This window comes from Rhizobium leguminosarum, from assembly GCF_010668065.1.
Taxonomy (GTDB): Bacteria; Pseudomonadota; Alphaproteobacteria; order Rhizobiales; family Rhizobiaceae; genus Rhizobium; species Rhizobium leguminosarum_S.
Genome location: NZ_WUEN01000004.1, coordinates 516,453 through 542,911 on the forward strand (window position 1 = coordinate 516,453; position 26,459 = coordinate 542,911).

27 protein-coding genes are annotated in these 26,459 nt (G+C 61.7%); 13 read left to right on the forward strand and 14 right to left on the reverse strand.

The window, feature by feature from the left end:
• Together GR198_RS14675 and GR198_RS14680 are read right to left on the reverse strand one after the other, a co-directional pair.
• A complete protein-coding gene (locus GR198_RS14675; RefSeq protein WP_029870394.1) occupies positions 1–777 on the reverse strand; it encodes a DUF1194 domain-containing protein in 777 nt (258 codons plus the stop codon).
• A 113-nt stretch (positions 778–890) separates the two neighbouring features.
• Entirely contained in the window at positions 891–1,793 is a 903-nt protein-coding gene (locus tag GR198_RS14680) for a LysR family transcriptional regulator (protein ID WP_029870393.1), read from the reverse strand.
• 193 nt (positions 1,794–1,986) lie between these two features.
• Here GR198_RS14680 and GR198_RS14685 point away from each other — a divergent pair, with 193 nt between their 5' ends.
• Both GR198_RS14685 and GR198_RS14690 read left to right on the forward strand, forming a co-directional pair.
• The gene (locus GR198_RS14685; RefSeq protein WP_029870392.1) at positions 1,987–2,712 is read left to right on the forward strand and encodes an SDR family NAD(P)-dependent oxidoreductase; all 726 of its coding nucleotides are present in this window, start codon (positions 1,987–1,989) and stop codon (positions 2,710–2,712) included.
• On the forward strand, positions 2,706–3,194 hold the full coding sequence (locus tag GR198_RS14690; protein WP_029870390.1) for a RidA family protein: 489 nt from the start codon (positions 2,706–2,708) through the stop codon (positions 3,192–3,194). The genes GR198_RS14685 and GR198_RS14690 overlap by 7 nt, the downstream gene beginning before the upstream one ends.
• 83 nt (positions 3,195–3,277) lie before the next feature.
• Here GR198_RS14690 and GR198_RS14695 read toward each other — a convergent pair whose 3' ends face one another.
• Positions 3,278–3,817: a Pycsar system effector family protein gene (locus GR198_RS14695; protein ID WP_003541124.1), complete on the reverse strand. Its 540-nt coding sequence runs from the start codon at positions 3,815–3,817 to the stop codon at positions 3,278–3,280.
• A gap of 128 nt (positions 3,818–3,945) precedes the next feature.
• Between GR198_RS14695 and GR198_RS14700 the strand changes: the two genes are divergently transcribed.
• Positions 3,946–7,662, forward strand: coding sequence for a FecR domain-containing protein (locus GR198_RS14700; RefSeq protein WP_029870389.1), 3,717 nt, complete (start codon positions 3,946–3,948; stop codon positions 7,660–7,662).
• Positions 7,662–9,632 (forward strand): adenylate/guanylate cyclase domain-containing protein, encoded by a 1,971-nt coding sequence (locus tag GR198_RS14705; protein WP_029870388.1) that lies wholly within the window; start codon positions 7,662–7,664, stop codon positions 9,630–9,632. Before GR198_RS14700 ends, GR198_RS14705 begins: the two co-directional genes overlap by 1 nt.
• Positions 9,633–9,688: 56 nt before the next feature.
• Here the strand turns inward: GR198_RS14705 and GR198_RS14710 are convergent, their stop codons facing one another.
• Positions 9,689–10,579 carry a LysR family transcriptional regulator gene (locus tag GR198_RS14710; RefSeq protein ID WP_029870387.1) on the reverse strand — a complete coding sequence of 297 codons (891 nt, stop codon included), beginning with the start codon at positions 10,577–10,579 and terminating at the stop codon, positions 9,689–9,691.
• 173 nt (positions 10,580–10,752) lie between these two features.
• On the opposite strand from GR198_RS14710, the gene GR198_RS14715 reads away from it, so the two are divergent.
• A complete protein-coding gene (locus tag GR198_RS14715; protein WP_029870386.1) occupies positions 10,753–11,646 on the forward strand; it encodes a DMT family transporter in 894 nt (297 codons plus the stop codon).
• Between the two features lie 49 nt (positions 11,647–11,695).
• Here GR198_RS14715 and GR198_RS14720 read toward each other — a convergent pair whose 3' ends face one another.
• Positions 11,696–12,448, reverse strand: coding sequence for a nucleotidyltransferase domain-containing protein (locus tag GR198_RS14720; RefSeq protein WP_029870385.1), 753 nt, complete (start codon positions 12,446–12,448; stop codon positions 11,696–11,698).
• A gap of 283 nt (positions 12,449–12,731) precedes the next feature.
• On the opposite strand from GR198_RS14720, the gene GR198_RS14725 reads away from it, so the two are divergent.
• Positions 12,732–13,427: a fumarylacetoacetate hydrolase family protein gene (locus tag GR198_RS14725; protein WP_029870384.1), complete on the forward strand. Its 696-nt coding sequence runs from the start codon at positions 12,732–12,734 to the stop codon at positions 13,425–13,427.
• Between the two features lie 10 nt (positions 13,428–13,437).
• Entirely contained in the window at positions 13,438–13,968 is a 531-nt protein-coding gene (locus GR198_RS14730; RefSeq protein ID WP_029870383.1) for a gamma carbonic anhydrase family protein, read from the forward strand.
• Between the two features lie 40 nt (positions 13,969–14,008).
• On the opposite strand, the gene GR198_RS14735 is transcribed toward GR198_RS14730, so the two are convergent.
• Positions 14,009–14,716 (reverse strand): methyltransferase family protein, encoded by a 708-nt coding sequence (locus tag GR198_RS14735; RefSeq protein ID WP_204337115.1) that lies wholly within the window; start codon positions 14,714–14,716, stop codon positions 14,009–14,011.
• A gap of 89 nt (positions 14,717–14,805) precedes the next feature.
• Entirely contained in the window at positions 14,806–15,207 is a 402-nt protein-coding gene (locus GR198_RS14740) for a hypothetical protein (RefSeq protein ID WP_032983784.1), read from the reverse strand.
• Between the two features lie 330 nt (positions 15,208–15,537).
• On the opposite strand from GR198_RS14740, the gene GR198_RS14745 reads away from it, so the two are divergent.
• The gene (locus GR198_RS14745; protein WP_029870380.1) at positions 15,538–15,909 is read left to right on the forward strand and encodes a hypothetical protein; all 372 of its coding nucleotides are present in this window, start codon (positions 15,538–15,540) and stop codon (positions 15,907–15,909) included.
• 31 nt (positions 15,910–15,940) lie between these two features.
• Here the strand turns inward: GR198_RS14745 and GR198_RS14750 are convergent, their stop codons facing one another.
• From GR198_RS14750 to GR198_RS14765, 4 genes are all read right to left on the reverse strand, one after another.
• Positions 15,941–16,339 carry an ester cyclase gene (locus tag GR198_RS14750; protein WP_029870379.1) on the reverse strand — a complete coding sequence of 133 codons (399 nt, stop codon included), beginning with the start codon at positions 16,337–16,339 and terminating at the stop codon, positions 15,941–15,943.
• A 151-nt stretch (positions 16,340–16,490) separates the two neighbouring features.
• Positions 16,491–16,889: a Fur family transcriptional regulator gene (locus tag GR198_RS14755; protein ID WP_011652680.1), complete on the reverse strand. Its 399-nt coding sequence runs from the start codon at positions 16,887–16,889 to the stop codon at positions 16,491–16,493.
• Complete coding sequence (znuB, locus tag GR198_RS14760; protein WP_029870378.1) at positions 16,886–17,701, reverse strand: zinc ABC transporter permease subunit ZnuB; 816 nt, start codon at positions 17,699–17,701, stop codon at positions 16,886–16,888. Before znuB ends, GR198_RS14755 begins: the two co-directional genes overlap by 4 nt.
• Positions 17,694–18,644 carry an ATP-binding cassette domain-containing protein gene (locus GR198_RS14765; protein ID WP_029870377.1) on the reverse strand — a complete coding sequence of 317 codons (951 nt, stop codon included), beginning with the start codon at positions 18,642–18,644 and terminating at the stop codon, positions 17,694–17,696. Before GR198_RS14765 ends, znuB begins: the two co-directional genes overlap by 8 nt.
• A 102-nt stretch (positions 18,645–18,746) precedes the next feature.
• Between GR198_RS14765 and GR198_RS14770 the strand changes: the two genes are divergently transcribed.
• The 3 genes from GR198_RS14770 (at position 18,747) to GR198_RS35820 (ending at position 21,318) form a co-directional block, all read left to right on the forward strand.
• Positions 18,747–19,790, forward strand: coding sequence for a zinc ABC transporter substrate-binding protein (locus GR198_RS14770; protein WP_029870376.1), 1,044 nt, complete (start codon positions 18,747–18,749; stop codon positions 19,788–19,790).
• A 146-nt stretch (positions 19,791–19,936) separates the two neighbouring features.
• Positions 19,937–21,142 (forward strand): zinc metallochaperone GTPase ZigA, encoded by a 1,206-nt coding sequence (gene zigA, locus GR198_RS14775; protein WP_029870374.1) that lies wholly within the window; start codon positions 19,937–19,939, stop codon positions 21,140–21,142.
• Entirely contained in the window at positions 21,139–21,318 is a 180-nt protein-coding gene (locus tag GR198_RS35820; protein ID WP_029870373.1) for a hypothetical protein, read from the forward strand. Before zigA ends, GR198_RS35820 begins: the two co-directional genes overlap by 4 nt.
• Before the next feature lie 115 nt (positions 21,319–21,433).
• On the opposite strand, the gene GR198_RS14785 is transcribed toward GR198_RS35820, so the two are convergent.
• Positions 21,434–21,760 (reverse strand): RcnB family protein, encoded by a 327-nt coding sequence (locus GR198_RS14785; protein WP_029870372.1) that lies wholly within the window; start codon positions 21,758–21,760, stop codon positions 21,434–21,436.
• A 435-nt stretch (positions 21,761–22,195) separates the two neighbouring features.
• On the opposite strand from GR198_RS14785, the gene GR198_RS14790 reads away from it, so the two are divergent.
• Positions 22,196–22,579 carry a VOC family protein gene (locus GR198_RS14790; protein WP_012758163.1) on the forward strand — a complete coding sequence of 128 codons (384 nt, stop codon included), beginning with the start codon at positions 22,196–22,198 and terminating at the stop codon, positions 22,577–22,579.
• A gap of 242 nt (positions 22,580–22,821) precedes the next feature.
• Entirely contained in the window at positions 22,822–24,153 is a 1,332-nt protein-coding gene (locus GR198_RS14795) for a hemolysin family protein (RefSeq protein ID WP_027683853.1), read from the forward strand.
• A gap of 15 nt (positions 24,154–24,168) precedes the next feature.
• On the opposite strand, the gene chrA is transcribed toward GR198_RS14795, so the two are convergent.
• Together chrA and GR198_RS14805 are read right to left on the reverse strand one after the other, a co-directional pair.
• Positions 24,169–25,590, reverse strand: coding sequence for a chromate efflux transporter (gene chrA, locus GR198_RS14800; RefSeq protein ID WP_029870370.1), 1,422 nt, complete (start codon positions 25,588–25,590; stop codon positions 24,169–24,171).
• 1 nt (position 25,591) lies between these two features.
• Entirely contained in the window at positions 25,592–26,407 is an 816-nt protein-coding gene (locus GR198_RS14805) for a chromate resistance protein ChrB domain-containing protein (RefSeq protein WP_029870369.1), read from the reverse strand.
• Between the last annotated feature and the right edge of the window lie 52 nt (positions 26,408–26,459).

Genomic DNA, 26,459 nt, shown 5'->3' on the forward strand with positions numbered 1-26,459 from the left:
TCAACGGTCGAAGATGTCCCGCCACTGCTTCTCACCGATCAGGCAGTCGGCACCCGCCTCGGCGCCGGCTGTTTTCTGCACCGTCGCCGGCGGGGAAATGGCGCTAATCTCCAGCACCAGCTTGCGGCGCACGGCAACGGCGAAATCCTCGATTTTGCGGACCGGCAGCACGAAGGCGCCGGGACCGCCGATCACGCAATCCGCATAATATTTATCGAGCCCGTTGGGCGCATCGGAAGGCCGCAGCATGATGGCGAGGCCATTGATGATCATGCCGGCTTCTATCGCCTTGTCGCGGGCGGGGGTGACGGGATCGCCGGAATTGTTCGGCCCATCGCCGGAGACATCGATCACCTGCCGCCTGGACTGAAAGGGACTGGAAACGATCATGCTGGCGCCCTGGGCGATCGCGGTGGAGATCGATGTGCGCCGCTGCGTAGCAATCGGCCGGGCTTCGAGTTTGTCGGCAAAAGCAATCGCATCCTCTTCCGTCTCGATCACCTGCCAGTCGATGACGGAATCCTGGACGACATAACCTGCCCATTCGAAATAGCTGATGGCGATGCGGCCGGTCAGCCCGCCCTTGACCGCGTCGATGAATTCCTTGTGCTTGAGCGCTTCGACATAACCCTCGCGCTGAATGCCGATCTCCTCGAAGTCCATCGACCGCGAGGTGTCGACGGCAAGCACGAGGGTCACATCGACCTCGCTTCCCCCCGCCTGCGCGACAGGGACGAGGCCGGAAAGACCCATAAGCACCGCAAGTGTCGTCAGCATTGGCAATCCAATCCCTGCGCCATCCAAGCCAGCGAACTCTAACACAGCTTGACCGAGGGAGGACGCTCGCCCTCGCGCACGGCTTCAATTTTCGGTGATGGAATCGGAAGCCTTCAATGCAAGGGCAGCCACAAGGGGGTCTTCCATGCTTTCAGCGCCTCGAGAAAGACCTGCAATCGGGAGGGCAGGAAGCGGCGCGTGGGATAGACGGCGTGCACGAAGATTTCCTCGGACGACCAGTCCGGCAGCAGGCGGACGAGTTCGCCTCTTCTGATCTGTTCGTCGCAATAAGTCGAAGGCAGCAGGCCGATGCCGTGTCCGCGATAGGTGAAGGCGCTCACCGCAGCGAAATCCCGGCTCGATACCTGCCCCGACACATGCAGGCGAACCGATTTGCGACCGCTCACGAGATGCCATTCCGCCTCGCCGTTGCGGCCGTTCAAGAGCACGCACTGATGGTCCTTCAGGTCTTCGGGCTTCAAGGGAGGCACCCTGCCCTTCAGATAGTCCGGTGCGGCGACCAGATAGCGCACGCTCTTGCCGAGCCGCTGCGCAACGATGGAGGAATCCTTAAGTTCGCCGAAGCGGATGCCGAGATCGACATTCTCGGCGATCAGATCGAGAAACAGGTTGGTGATGAAGAGGTCGATCTGGATATTGGGATAGGTCTTCAGGAAGGATGAGATGAATTCGTAGAAGACCTCCTGTCCGAAGATCACAGGCACCGAGATCTTCAGCAAACCTTCCGGTTTTTTCTGTATCTCGGTGAGCGCCTGCTCGGCATCGAGGAGATGGGCGAGCGGTTCGCTGCACTTGTTGAAATAGGCCTGGCCCTGCGCGGTCAGGCTCAGCTTGCGGGTCGTCCGCTGGATGAGCGTCACCCCGAGTTGCTCCTCCAGCGACGTCACCTTCCGGCTGACGGTCGATACCGGCATGCCGAGGGAATGGGCAGCACGGCTGAAGCTGCCATACTGCGCCACCTTCACGAAAACGGCGATGTCGTTCAGATCGGCCATGCGCTTATTTTTGCATGGATGAAAAAGAGAATCCAGATATTTCCATCTAATCAGGTAATGGAGTTTTCGCCATATTCACCTTGCGAAAACAACCACAACCGATGGAGGCGCATTCGCAGCAGCCCCATCTCGAGCGACCCCGCCTTTGCAACCGCAAGGCCCGCGTTGCCCGAACCAGATTATGGAGATCAGCATGACTACGAGAAAAACGGTCATCGTCACGGGCGCCTCCCAGGGTATCGGAGCCGGCCTCGTCAACGCCTTCATCCAGCGCGGCTACAATGTCGTCGCGACCTCGCGCCAGGTCAGCGCCTCGGAGGCTTTCCAAGCCTCGGACAGGCTGGCGCTCGTCGATGGCGACATCGGCGATGCCGAAACCGCAGCGCGGGTGGCAAGGACAGCAATCGACCGCTTCGGCTCGATCGACGCACTCGTCAACAATGCCGGCATTTTTCTAGCCAAGCCGTTCGTCGAGTTTACGATGGCCGACTTCCAGAAATTGTCCTCGACCAATCTCGAAGGCTTCATCCACCTGACCCAACAGGTCGTCAGGCAGATGCTCGCGCAGAAAACGGGCGGTAGCGTCGTCAGTATCACCACGCCATTGACCGATCATCCGATCGCCGGCTTCTCCGCCTCAGTCTCGATGATGACAAAGGGCGGTATCAACGCCATCTCCAAGAACCTGGCGATGGAATATGCGAACGAGAAAATTCGCTTCAATATCGTCGCTCCCGGTGTGGTGGACACGCCGTTGCACAAGGACAATCCTAAGGACTTCCTGAGCACGCTATCGCCGATGGCAGGCATTTCCAACGTCGAGGAGATCGCCGATGCCGTCGTCTTCCTCACCGAAGCTCCGCGCGTAACCGGGGAGGTGCTGCACGTCGACGGCGGCGGACATCTGGGCAAATGGTAGACCATGCGAAAGCTGAGGCAGCCGGCGCGGAACGGCGGCTGCAGGAACTCGGCATCGCCCTTCCCCCACCGCCGACGCCCTTGGGCGCGTATGTCGAGGCGGTCAGAACCGGCAAGCTGGTCTTCTTCAGCGGTATGCTGCCGGTCGTCGACCGCAAGCCCCGCTATATCGGCCGCGTCGGCGGCGCGCTGACGGTCGAAGACGGCAGGAAGGCCGCCGAGACAGCGACCCTTAGCGCCCTTGCGGCAGCCAGAGAATATCTCGGTTCGCTGGACAGGGTGGCGAAGGTCGTCAAGCTCGGCGTCTACATCGCCACCGAAGGCGATTTTCGCGACCACCCAAAGGTCGCCGACGGGGCATCCGAAATGCTGCTTGCAGTCTTCGGCGAAGACAAACTCTCCGGCCGAATCGTCCTCGGCGTGTCCAGCCTGCCGTTAGGCGTGCCGATCGAGCTCGAGCTCGTTCTCGAAATCGAAGATTGAACGGGCGGGCGCGCCCTCGGCGCGCCCTGCATTCTTGGCCGCGCCTGCGCTCAGCGCATTTGCTGGCTTCGCCGTTTACTCCCTCACACGGCAATCAACAGCAGCACATAGGCGATCACGCTTACCATCAGCCCACGAAACGCGAAGGTGACGCAGCGGTATTTGTTGCGGGCGATAGCAGAGAGGATGTTGGCGTTTTCGAGATACTGGTCGAAGAGGTAGCGCTCGTCACGGCGTAGTGCGGCCTCGAAGAACATATCGCGATGGTCAGGCCAGGCGCCCCAGAATAGCGAGGTGGAGGTGCCGAGACGCCGCGGCAGCACAACAAGAATCGCCGACAGGATCGAGAAGACCGAGGCTGCCGCAAGCAGGCCTGAGAACAGCATGCTGCCCGGCGTGCCGCCGGTGTAACGCGTCAGGCTGAACACGGCCCTCACTTCGCTGGAGCTCACAAGAAAGGCGAGCATGAAAGTAAAAATATATGCGGCCTTTTGGTCGGATATCTTGATCTGATCATAAAATATGTCGTTGATTTTCTTGATATGATCGAAATACTCAGTGCTGACGTCGCCGCTCGACGGCTTGCTCAGCATAACCTCAGGTGCACTTTCAAATTCGCTCACGTGAATACTCCGCCATCAAGTGTTTCCCTGATATTACACTTGACGACGAAAGCAAGAACACGTGTGCAACATGCTTGACTTTTCCACTCTACACGGACAAAGGGAGAGCGGGGTATGGGGTCGAGGACATGCGGGGTTATTTCAGTAACATCTGTCGCGTCGGGGTGGCGCTTGCGTTAGTCGTACCGGGCTTTTCGCCACCGGCGGCGGCCGACCCCGTGCAGCGCGCAACCCCCGTCGCCGGTTCCGTCATCGCCCGCAAGACCGGCGAAGAAGTCCGCTTCATCGACGTGTCGAACTGGCGCGTCGTTGACATCAATCAGGATCTGCTGACCGGCGACGTGCTGCGCACCAACGCCAACGGCCAGCTCGCCATCGTCTTTTCCGATCACACCCAGGTTCGCCTCGGCCGCAACTCATCGCTGCAGGTCAAGAAGATGGCCGCAAGCGGCGACACGACGCTGGAGCTGCAATCAGGAACGATCTGGGCGCGCGCCGAGCGCGGCGGCCAGGGCCTGACGGTGGAAACGCCGGCGGCCGCAGCCGCCATCCGCGGCACCGACTGGACCATGACGGTCGAGGGCAACAAGACTTCGATGATTGTGCTCGAAGGCCGCGTGGCGCTCAGCAACCCGCAGGGCAGCGTCGAGGTGAACGAGGGCGAAGGGGCGGTCGCGACCATCGGCCAGGCGCCGAGCAAGATCATCAGCGTCAATCCTGACGACCGCGAACAGATGCTCTTCTATCTGGACCTGCGCGACGGCTTCGACCTGATGCCGACTTCGCCGTTGCGGGCCGACCGCATGGCGACAGAACGCCGCCGCCTGGTAGGGCTGCCGCCGGAGCGTCGCACAACCGAAGACTGGCTGGAACTTGCCGAAGTGCAGAGCGCCTTCGACGGACGCCAGGCTGCAGCCGCAACGCTGCAGAATATCCGCGGCCGCAAACTGACGACAGCCCAGCAGGCGCGCGTCGACCTGATCGACGCCACCATCGCTGGCTCGGAAAAGCGCTACGGCGATGCCGCCAAGCTCTTCCAGAAGGCTCTGCCGCATCTCGACGCGACACGCCGCAACATGGCCCAATATGGCGGCTATTTCGCCCGTTCGCTGGCCGACCCCGCCCATGCCGAACAGCCGCCGGCCAACACCGCCGGCCCCTATGGCGCGATCATGGAGGCCTATACGACAGGCTTCCTAAAAAACCCGCGCGCAGCGCTTGAGATCATAAAGAAAGCGGAGCAGCGGTATCCCGATGATCCGACCCTGCCGGCGGTCCGCGCCCAGCTGGCGCAGCTCACCGATGACCGTGAGCAGATGAAGGAAGCGATAGAACGCTCGCTGTCGCTCGACCCAGATCATCCGATGGCGCTCTCCGCCCGTGCAGGCTACAAGGCAATTTATGAAAGCGATATCGACGGCGCGCTTGCGGACCTGAACCGCGCCATCGCGCTTGCCCCGGGCGCATCAGGCACGCTGAATTCTCTCGGCCTGCTGCAGAGTTCGCGCGATGCCGATGGCGAAGCGGAACAGGCCTTCAAGAAGGCGATCGAACTCGATCCGCAGGACCCGTTGCTGCGCGCGAATCTCTCGATCCTTTATCTCGATCAGGGGCGCATGAAGGAAGCCAAGCACGAGATCGACACGGCAATTGCGCTCGATCCATCCTTCGATATAGCCCTGCTCGCCCGTGGCCGATACTACCTGCAAACTGGCGAGCGCGACAAGGCGCTGCAAGATTTGCTCGCCGCCAGCACCGCCAACCCGGCGCATTCGCAATCACAGCTGATGCTCGCCGCCGCCCATTACGAAAAGGGCGACCGCATCCCTTCCCAGCAGGCGCTCGACAATGCCGACCGGCTCGACAAGAACGACCCGGTTATCTCGGCCTTCCGCACCGCCGTCGATATCGACGACTACGACGCCGACGGCGCGATCCGAAACGCGCAGGAATTCCTGCGCCGCTCGCGCGCCCGCGGCGGCGATTACAGCGGCCTCGGCGCCAATGCGAGCGCCGGTTCGACACTGAATGACGCCTTTCGCCTGCAAGGGTTGGATGCCTGGGGCCGCTACTACGGCGATGCCGTCTTTGATCCCTTCAACGGCACCGGTTATATCGATCAATCGATCAAAGGCAGCATCTTTCCTTTCGTCAACGCGACCAGCTTCAGCGACGACAACATCATCCAGAATCGCGGCAACGCGTCGAGCTACTCATCCTTCATCCAGGGCCTGCTGCTTTCGCCGCACATGCTTTCCGGCCGCTCGCGCTCGGCAACGCTGTTCGATGTGCCCTTCATCGAAGGCTCGCTCGGCGGCGGCATCAACAGCGTCGACGGCCATACGAGGCGCATCGGCGAAGCCGATATCCAGGGCTATTCCAACGAGACGATCCCGATCAGCTTCTATGGTAACTTGACCTGGGAAGAGCTGGCGCTCGACCGCGACTACCAGGATTTCGGCGGTGTCCAGACGGATAACAAGCTGCTGAGCGCCAACGGTTATCTGACGGCAACGGTCACGCCAGATGATCGCGTGGTAGCCTTCGTCAACCACGGCAAGAATGACGGAACTCTAAACGCGTTATCGTCAAACACCGGGTTCATGGAACTCCTGTTCCGTGTGCCTATCCCGCTGCCTCTCTACACAACAGAGGAGACTCTACGGGAAAGCACATATGCCGGCATCGGCTGGAGCCACACGTTTGCCTATGAAAACGTGTTGAATGGAGCACTGCTTTATTCAGGAAGCAAATCGAATACGAGCAGCGTGCTTGATGTCGACCTGGACCCAGTGTTTATCGGCAGAGGGATTCCCTTCATCATTCCCTTTACCAACGTCACTCAGGAGACCGAATCCCAAACCTATATCGGCGCTTTGAGCCATTCCATAGGTGCCGGACCTTTGACCTTTCGCTACGGCATCGAAGGCGGCTGGTTGGATGCCAGCAGCACGGTCGATACGACGCTCCTAGGCTTGACAGCTCCTACCGATCGTACCGAGAACACCATCGATATCGGCCGCGGCTATATCGATGTGCTGCATGAGATCACGCCGGACCTCAAGGGCGAATACGCCTTGTTCGCCACGCGCCTGGAGGGCGACGGCATCGATATCAGCCGGCTGGAGCCGCGCTTCGGCCTCGCCTGGGCGCCGGTTCAAAACCACTGGCTGCGTGCTGCCTTCATGCGTCAAAGTTTTGATATTGGAATTCCGACCCTTGCCCCCATCGGTGTCCTCGGGCTTCAGGCCAACCAGTTTTCCGCCAATCCGCGGGGCTACACGGATACGGTCGCCCTGCAGTGGGATGCCGAATGGGCCGATCGATTCTTCACCTCGGTCGAGTATCAGCACCAGGAACTGCATGATTTCTCGATCGATTTTCCAATGATCTCGCTTCCGTCGGATACGAGCCTGCCGATCTCGCGCGGCAGCATCGATCGCGCTGCCGTCACAGCAAACGTCGTGCTCGGCCATGGCTTCGGCCTTTCGGCTACCTATGCCTATATGGATTCAGAGAACAGGGATCCGCTCGAGCCGATTTATGGAGGCCCTCTTCCCTTCATACCGCAGAATTCAGGACAGATTGCGCTGACCTGGGTCAACGAAGCCAAGGTCAAGGCGACGGTCGCCGCCAACTATATCGGCGAGCGCGACGGCGATCGGTTTGGCACCAAGCTCGACGATTACTGGAGCCTCGACGCCCACCTGGTCTGGGAACCGTTCGACAAGCGCCTCGAGCTGGAGGCGGCCGCCTATAACCTGCTCGACGAGGACTTCGAGATCACCCCCGGTGTGCCCGGCTGGGGCCGCGCCTTCAAGGGCACGCTCAAAGTCCGCTTCTGATGCGGATGCGGGACAAACCTCGGCAGGCCAGGCAGATCAGGAGCCGCCATCTCAGGCTGCTGGTGCTGTCGCTGACGACGCTGATCGCCATCTCGCTGCTGTCGCGCCTACCCGCCTGGTCACTGCTGGCGCTCAGAAGCTTCGACTATCTCTCGACCGTCGACGATCCCCGTCCGCCACCCGGCGGACCCGTCATCGTCGCGATCGACGAACCCTCGCTTGCCGATATCAACGCGCAATGGCCCTGGCCGCGCAGCCTTCATGCCCAACTCGTCACTCAGTTGCGCGCCGCCGGCGCCCGCGTCATCGGCCTCGACATCATCCTGGCCGAACCCTCAACCCCGGAGAACGACAACGCGATCACTAACGCCGTCGGCCCGGATGTCGTCCTTGCCGGCGACGAGACGTTGATCGAGACGCCGCAAGCCACGCAACTCATCCGCGTCACCCCGCTGCAGCAACTGACCGAAGCGGGAGCGAAGACCGGCATTGCCTCCGTCGATCTTAGCGGCGATGGCACTTTCCGGCGGATTCCGGCCTATGAGGACGGGTTTGCGGCGACGCTGGCGAAAGCGTCTGGAACGATTTCGGCAACCCTGCCGGCGGGCCAGCTTATTCAATCCTTCGGCCCGGCCCGCTCCTATCCCACGGTCTCCTATTACCAGGCGCTCGATCCCGCACATCTTCTACCGCCGGATTATTTCAAGGGTCGCGTCGTGCTCGTTGGCCTCAGCCTGCAGAACGCGCCGGTGATCGATAAGGGCGGTGTCGATGCCTTTGCCACGCCCTATACCGTCCACACCGGCACGTTGACCTCGGGCGTCGAAATCCAAGCGACGATCTACGACAATATCCGCCGTGGCCTGTCGATCGAGGAAGCCCGCCTACCGGTGGTGGCCGCCTGTATCCTCATATCGGTCCTGCTTGCCGCCGCCACCGTCTGGCGCTCGACGGGATGGCTGACGATCGTGACCAGCGCAGCGGCGCTGCTCGCCTTCGCGGCCATCAGTTTTGCCGGCATCCGGCTTGCCCATATCTTCGTTTCGCCGCTCGGACCGACGGTCGCCTATATCTCGGTCGTCTTCGGCCAAGCCGCCTTCGACTACGCCGAAGAGCGTCGCAACAAGCGCCAGATCATCCGCGCCTTCGCACAATATATCTCGCCCGATCTCGTTCGGCGCCTGTCGCAGGATCCCTCACAGCTGAAGCTCGGCGGCGAGCGGCGCACGCTGTCGGTGTTGTTTTCCGATGTGCGTGGGTTCACCACCATCGCCGAGACCTTGAAGGATGATCCGGAGCAGCTGACCGGCCTGATCAACCGGCTGCTGACGCCGCTTTCCGAAGTGGTGATGGACCATGGCGGGACGATCGACAAATATATGGGCGATTGCATCATGGCCTTCTGGAACGCGCCGCTCGACGAGCCCGATCATGCCCTGCACGCCGTCAAAGCCTCGCTTGCCATGCAGTCGGCGATATCGACCCTCAACCGCGAGCTGGAGCGGGAGGCGACCCAGCGCGGCGGCAGGCCGCATGTGTTGAAGATGGGTGTCGGCATCAACACCGGCGAATGCATCGTCGGCAATATGGGCTCGACCCGCCGCTTCGACTATTCCTGCCTCGGCGACAGCGTCAACCTCGCCTCCCGCCTCGAAGGCGCCTCGAAGAATTATGGCGTGGCACTGCTGCTCGGCGAGGAGACCGCAAGGCTGGTCGCCGGCACCTACACCGTCGTCGAGCTCGACCGCATCATCGTCAAAGGCCGCACCGTGCCCTCGCCTGTCTATACCGTCGTGCACGATGCCGACGCCGAAGCCCTTGCCGCCCATCGGGCCTATCTCGAGGCGAAATACGCCGGCACGCTTGCGCCATCCGACCCCGCTTTCGACAGGCTGGCCGCCGATATCCCCGAGCTTGCCGGCTATTACGCGATCATGCGGGATGCGTTGACCGGATCCGGTGAGGAGTGACCATCATTTTCAGGGAGCGAATGCCACCGGCGGCTCTCCGTCCTAATGGCGGCAAATCAGCTCGCCAAGGTCAGGCCGCCGTAACGGCTGACTTCATTTTCGATTTCGGCGACCAGAGTATCGAGCGCGGGATTTCGCGCCTTACGGGCCCGACGCACCACATAGGCCAGGGCGGGAGGCGTGGGCAGGCGGTTGGTGATGATATCCATCGCGGGGCGCAGGTGGCGCCCGTTCAGAAGCGCCACCCCCAGGGCTGAGGTGACCGCCGAGACGATTCCCGCGGCGCTGGCGCACTCAAACACCGTCTCGAGAAGCGTGTCGTCATCCTGGCCGATATCGAGAGCCCATTGGCGATAGAAGCATTCGTCGTCGAAAGACAGGAATGGAATCGGACCACTCGGTGGCAGAGCCAGGTCGGAATGCTTCACCCAGTAGAGCTGCTCCCGGAAAAGCACGATATCGGTCGGACGAACCTCATGGGCAAAGATCTGCACGATCGCAGCGTCGAGCTCTCCTTGCTCCAGCATCGCCCGTAGAACCAAACTCATCCTGACCTTGGTCCGCACGGCGACATCAGGATGGAGGCGGCGAAACCGGCCCAATATGCGGGCGAGATCGGTACACGTCGTGTCCTCGGTCAGCCCGAGGGCGATGCGTCCTGCGAGCGGCGTTTTCGTCAGGCTGAGAAGCGCTTCGTCATGAAGACCGAGAATGCGTTCGGCGTAATCCAGCAAATCCTCGCCGGCGGCTGTGAACACAGGCGCTCCCGGCTTGCGGCTGAGAAGAGCACAATCGAGGCTGACTTCAAGCCGCTTGATCTTGTGGCTGACAGCCGATTGCGACAGGCCCAGCGCCTCGGCAGCGCGAGTGATGCCGCCATGACGGCGAACGGACCACAGGACCCGCAGCGCGTCTATTTCCAATCGCCGGCTGTTGAGTTCGGTCAAGGCAGGCACTCCTCCGCTGACTACGTTGCAAAGCCTATGCATGGAGGTGGCGATGCTGGCAAGCCATCATCGATAAATCAATCATCCTGTCATGTCTTCATCGAAATTTGTCATGTGCGATCTCGACCCTTTGGGCATATGGCTGAACAGAATGAAATCAAAATGAGTATTCCATGACCGATAAAGCTATCGCTCGGCCTGCGCTGCATCACCGCTTCCTATGGCCCGTGCTGGCGACGCTTCTGGTGATCAGCTGGAGTTCCGGTTTCGTCGGCATTCGCTACGCCAGCGAGGAGGCGAGCGTCATCCTGGTCTTGTTCTGGCGCACCCTTCTATCGGGAACGATACTGCTACCCTTCGCCTTGGCTATCGGACCGCGGATGCCGTTGCGCGGCGTGCTGGGCCAGATGCTGTTCGGCGTGATGTCGGTCTTCCTCTATCTCGGCGGATTCGCTCTCGCCATCGAGCAGCGCGTGCCGACGGGGCTGGTCGCACTGATTTCCGACCTCTTGCCGCTGGCGATTGCCTGCCTTTCGCAACCTCTCCTGGGCGAGCGACTGACATTGCGGCAATGGCTGGGGACGGCGATCGCGGTGGCGGGCGTTCTGCTCGTTTCGCTCGACAGCCTGAGCTTCGGCGAGGCCCCGCTCTGGGCCTACGGGCTGACGGCCGGCTCGATGCTGGTTTTCGCCCTCGCCACCGTTCTCTACAGACGGCAGCGCACGGTGCATATGCCTATCCACCAGAGCCTTTGCATCCAGACCCTAACCGGCTCAGCCTTGTTTTCGTTCTGCGCCTTCATGCAGGGCAACATGATCCCGCCGATGACCGTCGATTTCGCCATCGGCATGACATGGCTCGTGCTGATTGCGACCTTCGCCGCCTATTCGGTCTACTACACCAGCCTTCGACTGTTCCCCGTGGCGCAGGTCAGCGCCGCGATCTACCTCAGCCCGCCTGTCACCATGTTATGGGCCTGGGCTCTATTTTCCGAGCCGCTGACGGCAACCGTGTTCATCGGGCTGGCGGTGACACTGGTGGGCGTCTGGATGACCTCGCGAGCGTGAACGCCGCCGGAGCAAGAAAGAAGCCGCAGCTTCCCTTTCTTGACCGCGGTTATTCCAGGCGGCGCGCTTCCAGCGGCGCGTCCTGTCTGAACCCCTCGAAATAACGGCCGCCATGCAGGGCAAGCTCCCGATCGGCCAAAGCCAGAAATCGGGTGCCGTCGCCCACTACCGCCAGTCTGAACGCCGCGTCGAATTCGGCTGCCAGTTGCGCATCGAGCTTCTTCATGAGGCGCGGCGCCCATTTTCCGCGGCCGGTCCATGCGCCGCGTCCGAGGAGGATCAGATCGGCCAGCTTCTGATAGAGCAGCGCGGCGATCGCCACGATCTCTTCGGGCGGGCGGTCGCCGCGCAGGTCATCGGCCAGATCGCTGACTTGATAGCGCAGCATGTCATAACTTTCGCCGGCAAGAGGTTTCGGCCCCGCCGCCAGCATGCTTGCCGCCTTTGCCTGAATGACGCGCGCGCTGTCGATATCCGATCCCACTATACAGCCCGTCGCGACCATGTTGGCCATGATGGGATAGCCGCTGTCGGCATCCTGATGGAGATAATGCGCCAGCGTCTGCGGATCGTGGACGAAGGCCTCGACCGGGAAACCGTCCTCAGTGAACGATTCCCGCCAGGCTCTTTGGAGCGACGGAAACACCACGACCAGATCGATATCCGAAAAGGTGGTGCCTTCGCCGCGCATGATGGAGCCGGCGACATAGGCGAACGCGGCCCCGCCATAGCGGCTGGCGATGCAGTGGCGGGCGACGGCCAGCGCCGGCTCCGCAAGAATATGCTTCTGGATATCGTCCACGATCTCGTCCTCGAGTGCGGACACGGGCGGGAACAAAAAACCCGCTCGTCTCCGGCGGGTTGGTCTTAGCGGCGATGAACGGATTTCAGTTCACGCGTCTACCACCCACCGCGGCGCGGTGGTCGTAGACGTCATCGAAACTGCAAAAATCCTGCTCATGGCTAAGGTTAACCCGCGGCCGCGATAGCGTCAATGCACCGAAGCCGGACGCCAAGGACGGCTTTCCCGGCGCGATGTTTTGCGTCTAAGATGCATCAAGACTCGAAACAGGAAGAGCCCGCCAATGTCCGATCCCGCCACCGTCATCCCGCTTCCGCAACCGGTGTTGTTGCCGGTCGAAAGCAGCGCCGAGCGTTTTCCGGTGCGCCGCGTCTACTGCGTCGGGCGCAACTATGCCGACCATGCGATCGAGATGGGCCATGATCCCAGCCGCGAACCGCCCTTCTTCTTCCAGAAGAATGCCGACAACCTGCTGCCGGCGGGCAAGGCCTTTCCCTATCCGTCGCTGTCTTCAGACGTGCATTACGAAGTCGAATGCGTGCTGGCGCTGAAATCAGGCGGCGCAAACATCGAGGCTGCGGACGCGCTCGACTGCGTCTATGGCTATGCCGTCGGCATCGATTTCACCCGCCGCGACCTCCAGGGCGAGGTAAAGAAGCTTGGTCGCCCCTGGGAGGTCGGCAAGGCCTTCGAACATTCCGCCCCTATCTCGTCAATCGTTCCGGCAAGCCGCCTCGGCCACCCCGCGGAAGGCAGGATCTGGCTGGAACAGAACGGCAAGCGCGTGCAGGACGGCGATCTCAACCAGATGATCTGGAAGGTGCCGGAGATCATCGCCGAACTGTCGAAGCTCTTCACTCTCGCAGCCGGCGATATCATCATGACCGGCACACCCGCCGGCGTCGGCGCCGTGGCCAGGGGCGATCGCATCAATTGCGGCATCGACGGCGTCGCCACCCTATCGGTCGAGGTCGTCTGAGGAGAAAGCAATGCCCGTCTACGCGCTTGGCGGATTGACGCCGAAACTGCCCGCCGCCGGCCTCTATTGGATCGCACCGGATGCTAACATCATCGGTCAGATCGAACTCGGCGAGAATGTCGGCATCTGGTTCGGCGCCGTGCTGCGCGGCGACAACGAAAAGATCACCGTCCGCGAAGGCACCAACATCCAGGAAGGTGTGATGGCCCATACGGACATGGGCTTCCCGCTGACGATCGGAAACGGCTGCACCATCGGCCATCACGCCATCCTTCACGGCTGCACCATCGGCGATAACACGCTGATCGGCATGGGCGCCACCATCCTGAATGGTGCGAAGATCGGCAACAACTGCCTCGTCGGCGCCAATGCGCTGGTGACGGAGGGCAAAGAATTCCCCGACAACTCCCTGATCGTCGGAGCACCGGCCCGAGCAGTGCGCGTACTCGACGAGGCGGCAATCGAAGCCATCCGTCGCTCGGCAGAAAACTACGTCGCCAACTGGCAACGCTTCGCCAGGGATCTCAGGCAGATCGGGTGATTGGGTAACTTGGCGGCGGGTGGCGAAGCACCCTCTCCGCTCACCAGACTCCCGGAATCCACCGCCACCGCACACGCGCCATATAGTCCGCATAACCTTCGAGGCCCTTGCGCAGTTCGGCTTCCTCGCCGAGCGTGCGGCCGAAGAGGACGACGACGAGCAGGCCGGCGGGGATCAGCGCGTAGAGCGATCCAAGCGACAGCGCCATGCCGGCGCTGAGCACGATGGCGGTTGCGTATCCGGGATGGCGGATTACGGCGTAGGGTCCGGTGTCGATCACCTTGTGGTCGCGGTCGGTTTGAATGCGCACCGTCGGCTCGAAATGCCGGTTGACCGATTGCGCCCAGGTCAGGCCGAGATAACCTGATGTCATCAGGAGATAGCCGATAAAGACGACCCAATCGGGCTGCGGCGCCCAGTGGAAACGTCCGTCGTCGAATGCGCCGACCGGAAGAATGGCGGCAAAGAGAATGATCGTCAGCGTCGCCACCACGGCGTCCCAGGATTTGGTACCCTTCTGGTATCGGCTGCGCGCCGCAAACAGCTCCGGATTCGTCCGCCAGATCCAGATGATTGCGACAGCAGTCAGCACAAGGAACAGGCCGAGAAAAATCCAGCCGCGCGGCCAGTCGAGCGTGCCCGCCGGCCAGAACAGCGCGGCAAACATGACGGCAATGGTGATGGCGAGCGATCCGAGCGATGGCGCCGCCGCGAATGAGTGACCGGGCCGCATGTCCCGCTGCGTCATGATCGCTCTCCGTTCCATGACAGCGCCGCGCATCCTTTTAGACGCGCAGAAGGACGCTGCACATGGCGGATTTCATTGAGAAAATCGCCTTACTCGGCGGCTTGGAGAAACTGGCTGTTTCGTGAGGATGAGGCAAGAGCCTGAACCCTGGCTTCGGCCTTGGCGATCAGCTGATAGAATTCGTCCTGCGCTTCGACATCTAGCTGAATGACAGCGTTGACGTCGTCGGGCGTATCGCAAACGCAGGCGACCGCAGAAATCGGACAGATGCCGCCGGGATAGCGTCTGCCGGTGCCCGTATATGCGCGACGTCCCCAACGCTCGGAATAGACCGTCTCTTCCCGCTCAAGCTGCAGGATCGTTCCCTTGCAGGCAGTCACGATAGCCGCCTTGCCGTAGGCGAACCAGTGATAGTTCAGCCTCCGGAGAATATATTTGCCGGTGATATCTTCGCCAGCCAGTTCGGCAGGGTTTTCAATCATTCTAATCATGACGGCTTCCTCAACGTTTAAACAATATCCGTCATGTCTTCGCGCGCAGCAAGTCAAAAAACGCTGCTTTTGGAGACACTTAGTCACAAAGTGTTTCCGATTCTTACATTAACCACGCGCCGAGCACCCCCTTGTGCACACAATTCTTCGTCGAATTTCCCGCAACCTGCTACCGATTTCGTCATTGTCCGAGGTGGCAGTCACGTCAATGTCCCCTTGTGTTTTTCGGCGCGGGCTCGATATGTCTCCCTGATTGGTCCGAAGAACGCGCCGTTTTCATCCCACGAAACGGCCGGCTGTTTCGCCAGTTGGTCACCGCAGGAGAGTTTCATGGTCGACGCGATCAACCCCATCTCCGCCACCGCCCCGTCCGAACCCACCAAGGTCGGCACCAGCACCTCGATCGGCTCCGAACCAGACAATGCCTGGGTCGCCGCCCGCCAGTCGCAGATCACTGCCGATCAGCTGGCAGCGAAGAAGGCTGTGGAGAAGGAGGCCGCAAACGGTCTCATCCCGCACGCGGATCTGATCGTCGAAAACGAGGAGCATCCGCAAAAGCGGCACGGGCATGCGGCATCGGAAGAAGGGGAAGAGGCCGGCGAACAGGCCGAACAGCCGGTCTTGTCAGGCGAAAGCGATCGGATCGGCACCCGGAATTTCGACGACGATACGCCCTTCGGCGAACGCGTCGCCATCATCTGATCGAAACGCAGACCGGAAACCGTCCGCGCGGTCAATTCGAGCCCGCAAGCTGGGCTTCGATCGCCGCCTTATCAATGACCGACCAGACCTCGACGATCTTGCCCCCGCGAAATTCGTAGATGACGTTCTCGGTGAAGGAAAGGCGTCTGCCGTTCACATCGAGGCCAAGGAATTTTGCCTTCGGCCTGCAATCGAAGCCGAGCCTGCAGGCGATGTATGGCGGATCGCAAAGCAGCATCAGCACCTTGAAATAAAGATCGGGAATCTCATCGAAGTCCCGCTCGAGCATGGCGACGTAACCCGGCAGCCCGAGCCGCCGGCCGTTATGAACCGCATCGTCGCCGACGAACTGCCCGAGATTGGGCCAGTCCTGCCTGTTCAAGCAGGCGATGTAGCCGCGGTATATCTCCGCGAGTTCGGTTTTCGTCACGCGATCGTCCCTGGCTTGGGTTCTGGCCGGGTTACCGGCCCTCGCCCTTTTTGATCGCCGCTTTGTGATCGGCGTCTAATAACGTCGGGATCCTTCAGGCTCTGCCATCCCAATAGCCCGCGAGGCGATCGTCTAGCGAACGCGAGGAAGCTTATGCCGCACAGGCCTCGCACAACCCGCGGATCTCGATCGTCGTCTTCTCGGGCTTGAATTTCTGGCCCCGCACCCATTCCATCAGTCGGTGGTCGACCTCGTGGTCATGGAACTCCGTCACCTGGCCGCAGCTTTCGCAGATCGCGAAGGCGACGATGCCGTGGCTGTGGCAATCGTCGCCCGGATGGGCGCAGGCGACGAAGGAGTTGATGCTTTCGAGCCGGTGCACCACGCCATATTCGAGCAGCTTCTCCAGCGCCCGGTAGACCTGCAGCGGCGCGCGAAAACCGTGGTCGCGCAGCTTGTCGAGGATGGTGTAGGCGCTGAGCGGCCCTTCGGCCTTTTCGAGCACGTCGAAGACCAGCGACTGGTTCTTGGTCAATTGCGGTGTCGTCATGAGCCTTGTCCTTGCATGACCGCGCGGTGGCGCCTGACGGGAAGCAGGCTGAGAATGAAGAGGATCAGCGCCGCGACCACGATCGAGGGGCCGGAGGGCGTGTCGTAGGTGAGCGAGCCGAACAGACCGCCGACGACGGCCGCCGCCCCGATCAGCGAGGCGAGCACTGCCATGATCTCCGGCGTCGGTGAAAAGCGCCGCGCCGCAGCCGCCGGAATGATCAACAGCGAGGTGATCAGCATGATGCCGACGATCTTCATGGCAATGGCAATGACGACGGCCATCAGCAGCATAAAGAACAGCCGCGCCCGCTCCGGCTTCAGCCCTTCGGCCTCGGCGAGCTCGGCATTGACGGTCGCAGCCAAGAGCGGCCGCCAGAGCCAGGCCATTGCCAAAAGCACGAAGAGCCCACCGCCCCAGATCAGCGCGATGTCGGTGCTGGAAACGGCAAGGATATCGCCGAACAGGAAGGCGATGAGATCGATCCGCACCCAGCTCATGAAAGCGACCATGACGAGGCCGATCGCGAGTGTCGCATGCGAGAGAATGCCGAGCAGCGCATCGGCCGACAGCGCCTGGCGCTTCTGCAGGAAGAGCAGCAGCACCGACACAAGAGCGGCGACAGCAAAGACAGCCAGTGTCAAGTTGAGTTCGAAAAGCAGCGACAGTGCGACGCCGAGCAGCGCCGAATGGGCGATCGTATCGCCGAAATAAGCCATGCGCCGCCAGATGATGAAGCAACCGAGCGGCCCCGTCGTCAGCGCCAGGCCGACGCCGGCAAGGATGGCGCGCACGAAGAAATCGTCAAGCATGGCGCTCTCCCGCTTCATGCGCGTGCGGATGGGCATGGTCAGGATGGGCATGCGCGGGGTCATGACTATGGTCATGCCCGGGATGATCGTGATCATGTTCATGACCGGCATGCCCATGCTCATCCGCGTGATGGCCGTCGTCGGGGTGGCAATGATCGGTGACGGAGCCGTCGGCATGTTGCACCCGGCCGTCCGGCAAGTGCGTATGATCATGGTGATGGCTGTAGACGGCCAGCGTCTGCGCCGCCCGGCTGCCGAACAGGCGCACATATTCCGGGCTGCGGCTGACGGATTCAGGCGTGCCGCGGCAGCAGACATGTCCGTTGAGGCAGATGACCGTGTCGGTTTCGGCCATGACGACATGCAGGTCGTGCGAGATCAGCAGGATGCCGCAGCCCGTCGCATTGCGGATCGACTTGATGAGGTCGTAGAGGGCGATCTCGCCGGAAAAATCGACCCCCTGCACCGGCTCGTCGAGGACCAGCAGATCGGGCTTGCGGGCAATGGCGCGCGCCATCAACGCCCGCTGGAATTCGCCGCCGGAGAGGTGCTGGACCTCGGCATCGAGCATATGGGCAATGCCGGCGGATTCGAGCGCCGAGAGCATATCGCGCTCCGGCAGCGGTCCTGTCAGCGTCATCAGCCGGCGCACCGAAAGCGGCAGTGTCCAGTCGATCGTGAGCTTCTGCGGGACATAGCCGACCTTGAGGCCAGCTTTGCGCTCCACCCTGCCCTCATCAGGCTTCAACACACCGATCGCCGCCTTGGCGCTGGTCGACTTGCCCGAGCCGTTCGGCCCGATCAGCGTCACGATCTCGCCGCGCGAGACGGAAAAATCGACACCGCGCACCAGCCAGCGGCCGTTGCGCAGAATGCCGACATCTTCAAGCGAAACCAGCGGTTCGGCCCTGATACCAGCGGGGGTCTTTGCGGGAGAGAGCATCAAATTTTCCGAAAGTGCTGTTGCGTCCTGCTATTGCACACGTTATAGCATAACGCAATTGATGTAATAACATAACAATTGCAATTCAAGCGGAGCATATTGATGAAACGCGCCTTGGGGCCTGCCCTCAAAATCTTGGCCCTCAGAATGCCGGCCCTCGCAATCCCGGTCCTGGCGATCCCCACCCTGCTCTTTTCCGGCACCATGCGGGCAGCCGATGCACCCGTCGTCGTCACCTCGATCAAGCCGATCCATTCGCTGGTTTCGGCGATCATGCAGGGTGTCGGCGAACCTGAATTGATCGTCGATGGCGCCGCCTCCCCGCATACCTACAATCTGAAGCCATCGAATGCCCGCGCCCTGCAGGACGCCAAGGTGATCTTCTGGGTCGGCCCCGGCCTCGAGGCCTTCCTCGAAAAGCCGCTGCAGGCGCTGGGCCGGGATGCCAGCATCGCGGCCCTCGACGACGCGCCCGGTCTCGTCAAGCTGCCTTTCCGTGAAGGCGGCGCCTTCGAGCCGCATGATGACGCCCCGGAGCACGAAAGTGCTTCCGGTCAGCATGATGAGGCTGACGCCGCACATGATGCTGATCCCGGGCACGCCAGTGACCATGACCATGACCACGATACATTCGACACCCATCTCTGGCTCGACCCGATGAACGCCAAGGCCATGGCGGCCATGATCACCACGACGTTGGTCGCCGCCGACCCCGCCAATGCTCTGACCTATCAGGGCAACGCCAAGGCGCTGGACGACAGGCTGGATGCGCTCGATACCGAGATCAAGGGCATGGTCGCTCCCGTCAAGGACAAGCCCTTCATCGTCTTCCACGACGCCTACCAGTATTTCGAACACCGCTACGGTATCCGCGTCGCCGGCTCGATCACGGTCAGCCCGGAAACCATTCCCGGTGCCGAGCGTGTTTCGGAAATCCACCGCAAGGTCGGCGAACTCGGCGCCACCTGCGTCTTTGCCGAACCGCAGTTCGAGCCGCGCCTCGTCAATGTCGTCATCGAAGGCACGCGCGCCAAGTCAGGCGTGCTCGATCCCGAAGCGGCAACACTGAAGGCCGGTCCCGATCTCTACTTCAACCTCATGCGCGGCATCGCCAACAGCATGAAGGACTGCCTCTCCAGCGCATGACACTCATGCGCCGCTCCGCGCGTCCTGCCGGACACGCGACGCTCCAGGGAGAGCTGAGGCGGAAAAAGGCGGACAACCCCGTTCCGCCTTTTTTCGGCCCCCAAAATGTAATGATATAACATAAACAATACTCTGATGAGGATCCCATGAACAACAGACTTCCCGTTACGGTGCTTTCAGGCTTCCTCGGCGCCGGCAAGACGACGCTGCTCAACCATGTGCTGACCAATCGCGAAGGCTTACGCGTCGCGGTTATCGTCAACGACATGAGCGAGGTGAATATCGATGCCGCCCTGGTGCGCGACGGCGGCGCCAATCTCTCCCGCACCGAGGAACAGCTCGTCGAGATGACCAATGGCTGCATCTGCTGCACGCTGCGAGACGATCTGCTGAAGGAGGTGCGCCAACTCGCCGATCAGGGACGCTTCGATTACCTCTTGATCGAATCGACCGGCATCGCCGAGCCCCTGCCCGTTGCCACCACCTTCGAATTTCGCGACGAGAATGGCCAAAGCCTTTCAGATGTCGCAAGGCTCGACACCATGGTGACCGTCGTCGACGCCGCCAATCTGCTTGCCGATTATGCCTCGGCCGATTTCCTCGCCGACCGCGGAGAAACGGCCGGCGACGGCGACAACAGAACCATCGTCGACCTGCTGGTCGAACAGATCGAATTCGCCGACGTCGTGGTGCTGAACAAGATCGGCACGGCAACCAAGGAAGAGCGCGACGCCGCGCGCAAGATCATCACCGGCCTCAACCCGGATGCGAAGCTGATCGAGGCGGATTTCGGCAAGGTCGCCTTGAAAGACGTGCTCGGCACCGGCCGCTTCGATATCGACAAGGCCGAGACCCATCCGCTCTGGTACAAGGAACTGCACGGTTTCCGCGACCACGTGCCGGAGACCGAGGAATATGGCATTCGCTCCTTCGTCTATCGCGAGAAGCGGCCCTTCCATCCGGCAAAACTGCAGGCCTTCCTCGATCGGACATGGCCAGGCGTGGTGCGCGCCAAGGGCTTCTTCTGGCTGGCGACGCGCCCGCACCATGTCGGCGAGATCAGCCAGGCGGGCGCAATCGTGCGCACCGGCAAGATGGGTCTCTGGTGGGCGGCCGTACCCCGCGAACAATGGCCTGAGGAACCGGCCTTCATGCGCGCCATCGGCCCTTATCTCGACCCCGTCTGGGGCGACCGCCGCCAGGAAATCGTCTTCATCGGTGCCGATCCGATGGACGAAGCCTGGATCAGGAAGGAACTCGACGCCTGTCTCATCAGGACAGATGTCTTCGCGCCCGAGCGCTGGCGCGACCTGCCCGATCCTTTCGCCAGCTGGAACAGGCAGGCGGCATGAAGGCGAAGGCAATCAAACGCACTCTCTGCGTCTGTACCGAATGCGAACCGCTGCCGCCGGTCGAAGGGCTTCATCCGCTTACGCACGAGGAGGATACCGACGCTGAAATCGGAAGACCAAGAGGTTTTCTCGGCATCATTGCTGAACGGGTCATGCCGTCACGCAGGCAACCCTAAAGCGGGTCATAACCGCCGCCAGCTGAAGAAGCGAAGGAAGGGCGCGAAACGGCTACACGCCCTCCCCAGAATCAAAAAGGCGGCCGAAGCCGCCCTTTCCTGATCTATCGACCGATCAGCGACCGGCAATAATGCTGGAGATGACGCCGCTGGTGACGCCGATCAGCAGGTAATCGTTATCGGCCCTGACCCAGCGATAACCGCGCGGCGGAGGCGCCAGCCGGTAGCGGCGGTAGTCGTTGACATCGGAGAACCGGCGACGTTCGCTGGCATTGACGCGGTATCCCCTCTTCCAATGCGACCGGACGACCGTCTTCTTGACGACCACCTTCTTCTGCACGACGACCGGCGGACGGCGATGATCGTCGGCGCTGGCCTGGGAAACAACCATCGGAGAAAGAAGGAAGGAGGCGGAAAGAAGAGCTGCAAAAATCTTTTTCATGTGGGGGTCCTCATGTTGGGCACGTGACCAAACTAGGGCCGAAAAGATGAACCGAAACTGAAATAAAAATTAAACTTTTGTAATGGAATCCAATAGCTACGGGTCGAAGCTTGTACTTTAGATTAGACTTATACTCAGCGCTCGAGGTTTTGGCCCGGCCGGTTGGCTTCGTCTTCTGAAACCCTTCGGCCTCTGCTGCTCATCGCGTGGAAGGCGCGGCCGTGGAGGGCTGTCCCGCTGCTGGTGGCAGGCGGCATCCTCTTGATTCGATCTAGTCTCGCCCAAAGGTGCTCAGCGGCATCAAGAGATGCATAAAAATTTGAAACGGGCGCATAATCGAGTTTCGAAGCGACGCATCTTGGGAACAGGAGAATTCTACATGTCCCGTGAGGGGACGATCAGATCAAGACAACGAAGACCACAATGGAGGAAAACATGCCCGGTATCAGCATGCGCTACATCGTCGACGACGTCGACGCCGCGGTGGAATTCTACACGAGACATCTCGGCTTCTCCGTCGCGCTTCGTCCCGCACCGAGTTTCGCCATCCTGACCAGGGACGGCTTTCGTCTGTTCGTCAGCGGCATGACGGGACCGGGCGGAGCATCTCAAGCAATGCCCGACGGGCGAAAGCCGGAGCCTGGCGGATGGAATCGTATCCAGATTGAGGTCGGAGACCTAGAGGCGAAAGTCACCGCACTGCGCCAAGCCGGTGCGCGCTTCCGCAACGAGATCGTGCAGGGCATCGGCGGCAAGCAGATCCTGCTCGATGATCCGGCCGGAAACCCGATCGAACTCTTCGAAGCGCCCAAGAGGTGAATGAGGCGACGTCGGTCATGCGGTTCACCACGCGTTTTACGCTTCGCATCGGTGAACCGCACGCATGATCCCGGTCATGCGGTTTGCCACGCATTTTTCGGCCAGCATCGCAAGCCGACGCAGTATTTCGATTACGGCAGCCCGGCTTCGGCATCTCTCACCCCAGGACTAGCCGGAACGCCTTGCCACCGGTGTGCGAGCGTGTAGTTTCGGATTCCCATCAATTCGAAGGCAGGGAAAACATGTCCGATTCCGCCGGCGGGCTCTCCGACTATGTTGGGATACTAGCCGTGTTTCTTCTCGTCGCCGCCAATGGCTTCTTCGTTGCCGCCGAATTCGCCCTCGTGTCGGTCAGGCGCAGCCGCGTCGCCGAACTCGCTGCGGCAGGCCGCATGAACGCCTCGGCACTTCAGCGCGCCGTCGACAATCTCGACTCCAACCTTGCAGCCACCCAGCTCGGCATCACCATCTCGTCGCTCGCGCTCGGCTGGGTTGGAGAACCGGCGCTTGCGCACCTGATCGAGCCGCTGCTGTCCTGGTTGCCCGGGCAATGGGCGACGGCGGGCGCGCATACTGTTGCCGTCGTCATCGCCTTCGTCATCATCACGGCCCTGCATATCGTGCTCGGCGAGCTCGCGCCGAAGAGCCTGGCGCTTCAGCGCAGCGAGGCCACTTCGCTTGCCGTGGTGCGTCCGCTCGGTCTGTTCCTGGTGCTGTTCAAGCCGGCGATCTTTGTCCTGAACGGCATGGGCAACATGGTGCTGCGGGGTGTGGGTCTTCGCGCCGGAACCGGGGAATCGTCGTTCCATTCGCCGCAGGAGCTTAAGCTGTTGGTCGCCGAGAGCCAGGAGGCCGGCCTTCTCAACCAGGTGCAGCAGCAGCTCGTCGAGCGGGTGTTCAACATCGGCGACAGGCCGATCTCCGACATCATGACCCCGCGTCTCGACATCGAATGGTTCGACGCCGACGACAGCGAGGCCGAGATCCTGAAGACCATCCGCGAATGCAGCCACGAGCAATTACTGGTCGCCCGCGGCTCGATCGACGAGCCGATCGGCATGGTGTTGAAGAAGGACCTTCTCGATCAGGTTCTCGACGGCGGCAAGGTCCGGCCGATGGAGGTGATCAAGCAGCCGTTGGTGCTGCATGAGGGCACCTCGGTCGTCCGCGTGCTCGACAGTTTCAAGGCCTCACCCGTTCGCCTCGCCATCGTCATCGACGAATATGGCAGCCTCGAAGGCATCGTCACCCAGACCGACCTGCTCGAAGCCATCGCCGGCGACCTGCCGGGATCCAACGAAGAGCCCGACATCGTCGTCAGGGAAGACGGGTCGCTCTTGATCGATGCGATGATGCCGGCCTTCGACGCCTTCGAACGGCTGGGCCTGCGCGATCGTCCGGATGCCGATTTCCATACGCTGGCGGGCTTCGCGCTGCATCAGCTCCAGCACATCCCCGAAGCCGGCGAAACCTTCGTCTTCGACAACTGGCGCTTCGAAGTGCTCGACATGGACGGCATGCGTATCGACAAGATGCTCGCGACGCGCATTCCCGCGGATGGGGCGGAGGCCTAGGGCCAAAGAAAGGCCCTAGTTCACCGCCAGCGTCCAGAGCATTCCCGCGGCTGCGCAGGCTAGCAGCGTCGCGATGACGGAAGCCTTGAAGCGGAAGATCGCTATCGCCGCGGCGGCAGACAGCGCCATTGCCGCCGGCACGGCCGATTGCAGCACGGGAATATCGAGCCGCAAGCTGCCAAGCTGGACGGTCGCAACCTCTGCAAACAGCGTGTGCAGGGCAAACCAGATAGCGAGGTTGAGGATAACCCCGACCACCGCCGCTGTTATGGCCGACATCGCGCCGGCGAGCGCTATGTTGCCGCGCAGTTTTTCGATGAACGGCGCACCGAGGAAGATCCAGAGGAAACAGGGCACGAAGGTGACCCAGCTCGTCAGTATCGCCGCAAGGGTCGCAGCAAGCATCGGGTTCAGCGCTCCCGAATCCCGGTAGGCGCCCATGAAGCCGACGAACTGGACGACCATGATCAGCGGCCCCGGCGTCGTCTCGGCCATGCCGAGACCATCCAGCATCTCGCCGGGTTTCAGCCAGCCGAAATGCTGCACGGCCTCCTGTGCGACATAGGCAAGCACGGCATAGGCCCCGCCGAAGGTGACGACCGCCATTTTGCTGAAGAAAAGGCCGATTTCGGTAAAGACGTTGTCAGCACCGAAGGTTGCGTAGAGCGCCGCGAGCGGCGCGAGCCAGAGGGCAAGCAGCACGGCCGAGATACGCAGCGACCAGGCCAGATTCGGGCGCGCATGCGCCGGTATGCCTTCGCCGAGCGCCGACTCCGCATCCGACAGCACCGGGCCGCTTCCGGCCTTATGGCCGCCGCCCATCTGAAAGGCGGCAAGCCCGAACCTGCCGCCGAGGAAGCCGGCAATGCCGGCCGCGAGCACGATCAGCGGGAACGGCACATGGAGAAAGAAGATGGCGATGAAGGCCGCTGCCGCGATACCGACCATGACGCGATTCTTGAGCGCACGGCCGCCGATGCGGATGACGGCCTGCACGACGACGGCAAGCACCGCCGCCTTCAGCCCGAAGAACAGGCCGGCGACGATGCCGACATTGCCGTAAGCCGCGTAGATATAGCTGAGACAGAGGATCGACAGGAACCCAGGCAGTACGAACAGCAGGCCGGCGACCAGACCGCCCACTGTCCGATGCATCAGCCAGCCGATATAGATGGCGAGCTGCTGCGCCTCGGGTCCGGGAAGCAGCATGCAATAGTTCAGCGCATGCAGAAAACGGTGCTCACCGATCCATCGCTTCTCGTCGACAATGATCCGGTGCATGACGGCGATCTGGCCGGCAGGGCCGCCGAAACTCAGGGCGGCGACGCGCAGCCACACCCTGAAGGCATCGCCAAACGAGACGCCGTGATGATGCCCCTCTCCGGCGTCTTCCTCCGCCATTTTGCCACTGGGCGCATTATCCGTCATCTCGACCATCTCATGCTCTCTTCTTCGGCGCCGGCCAGTTGTGGGTTTCCTCGGTCGCATCGCGGCACCACCGGAAGAAGGCGTCGTAGAGAAGCATCCCGGCCTCGAGCTGTTCCAGATCGTCGGAATACATCCTGGAGAGGCCGAGCGAGGCGGCCAGCAGGCCCGCCGCCTCGGGCGCCAGATCGAGCCTCGCTGTATCCGCCGCCCTGACGATCCGCGCCAGACGCAGGAGCGGCTCCGATGCCAGCCCGAACTCCTCGACCATGACATCAAAGGTGCAGAGTTCGCCGCGATGGCTCCAGAACACGTCATCGATATCGAAGGGCACCGCCCCGAAGCGCTCGCTGACGGCTAAAACCTCAGGCGCCGGCACGAAAAGGAATACGGCGCTCGGATCGACGAAGCGCCGGATCAGCCAGGGACAGGCGATGCGGTCGATCTTCGGCCGCGCCCGCGTCACCCAGACGGTGCGTCCCTCCGCGTCGCGGCGCGGCAGCTTTTCCTCGGGCACAGCCAGTCCACCTGTGATCCAGGCTTCGAAGCCGCCTTCGAGGCTCTCGGCGTCGATCCCGGCATGGCGCAGGTAGGCGGCCACGCCATGGCTGAGCTTGCTGCCCTTCTGGCAGACCACGACGACGGAATCCGCATCGACGCTGCCCGCCCAGGACCCGACCTCGGCATGGCCCCGCCGGATCGAGCTAGGTACCAGGCGCGGATCGAGCGCGAAGTCCTCCTCGGTGCGAACGTCGACAATGCAAGGTGCACCGGGGGTTCCGATGAGGCGGTTGAGCTTGTCGGGAGAAATTTCGAGAAATGACGGCATGACGCGTCCCTCCGTTGATCGGTTTTACTGGACGCGATTCTTCAGCATGACG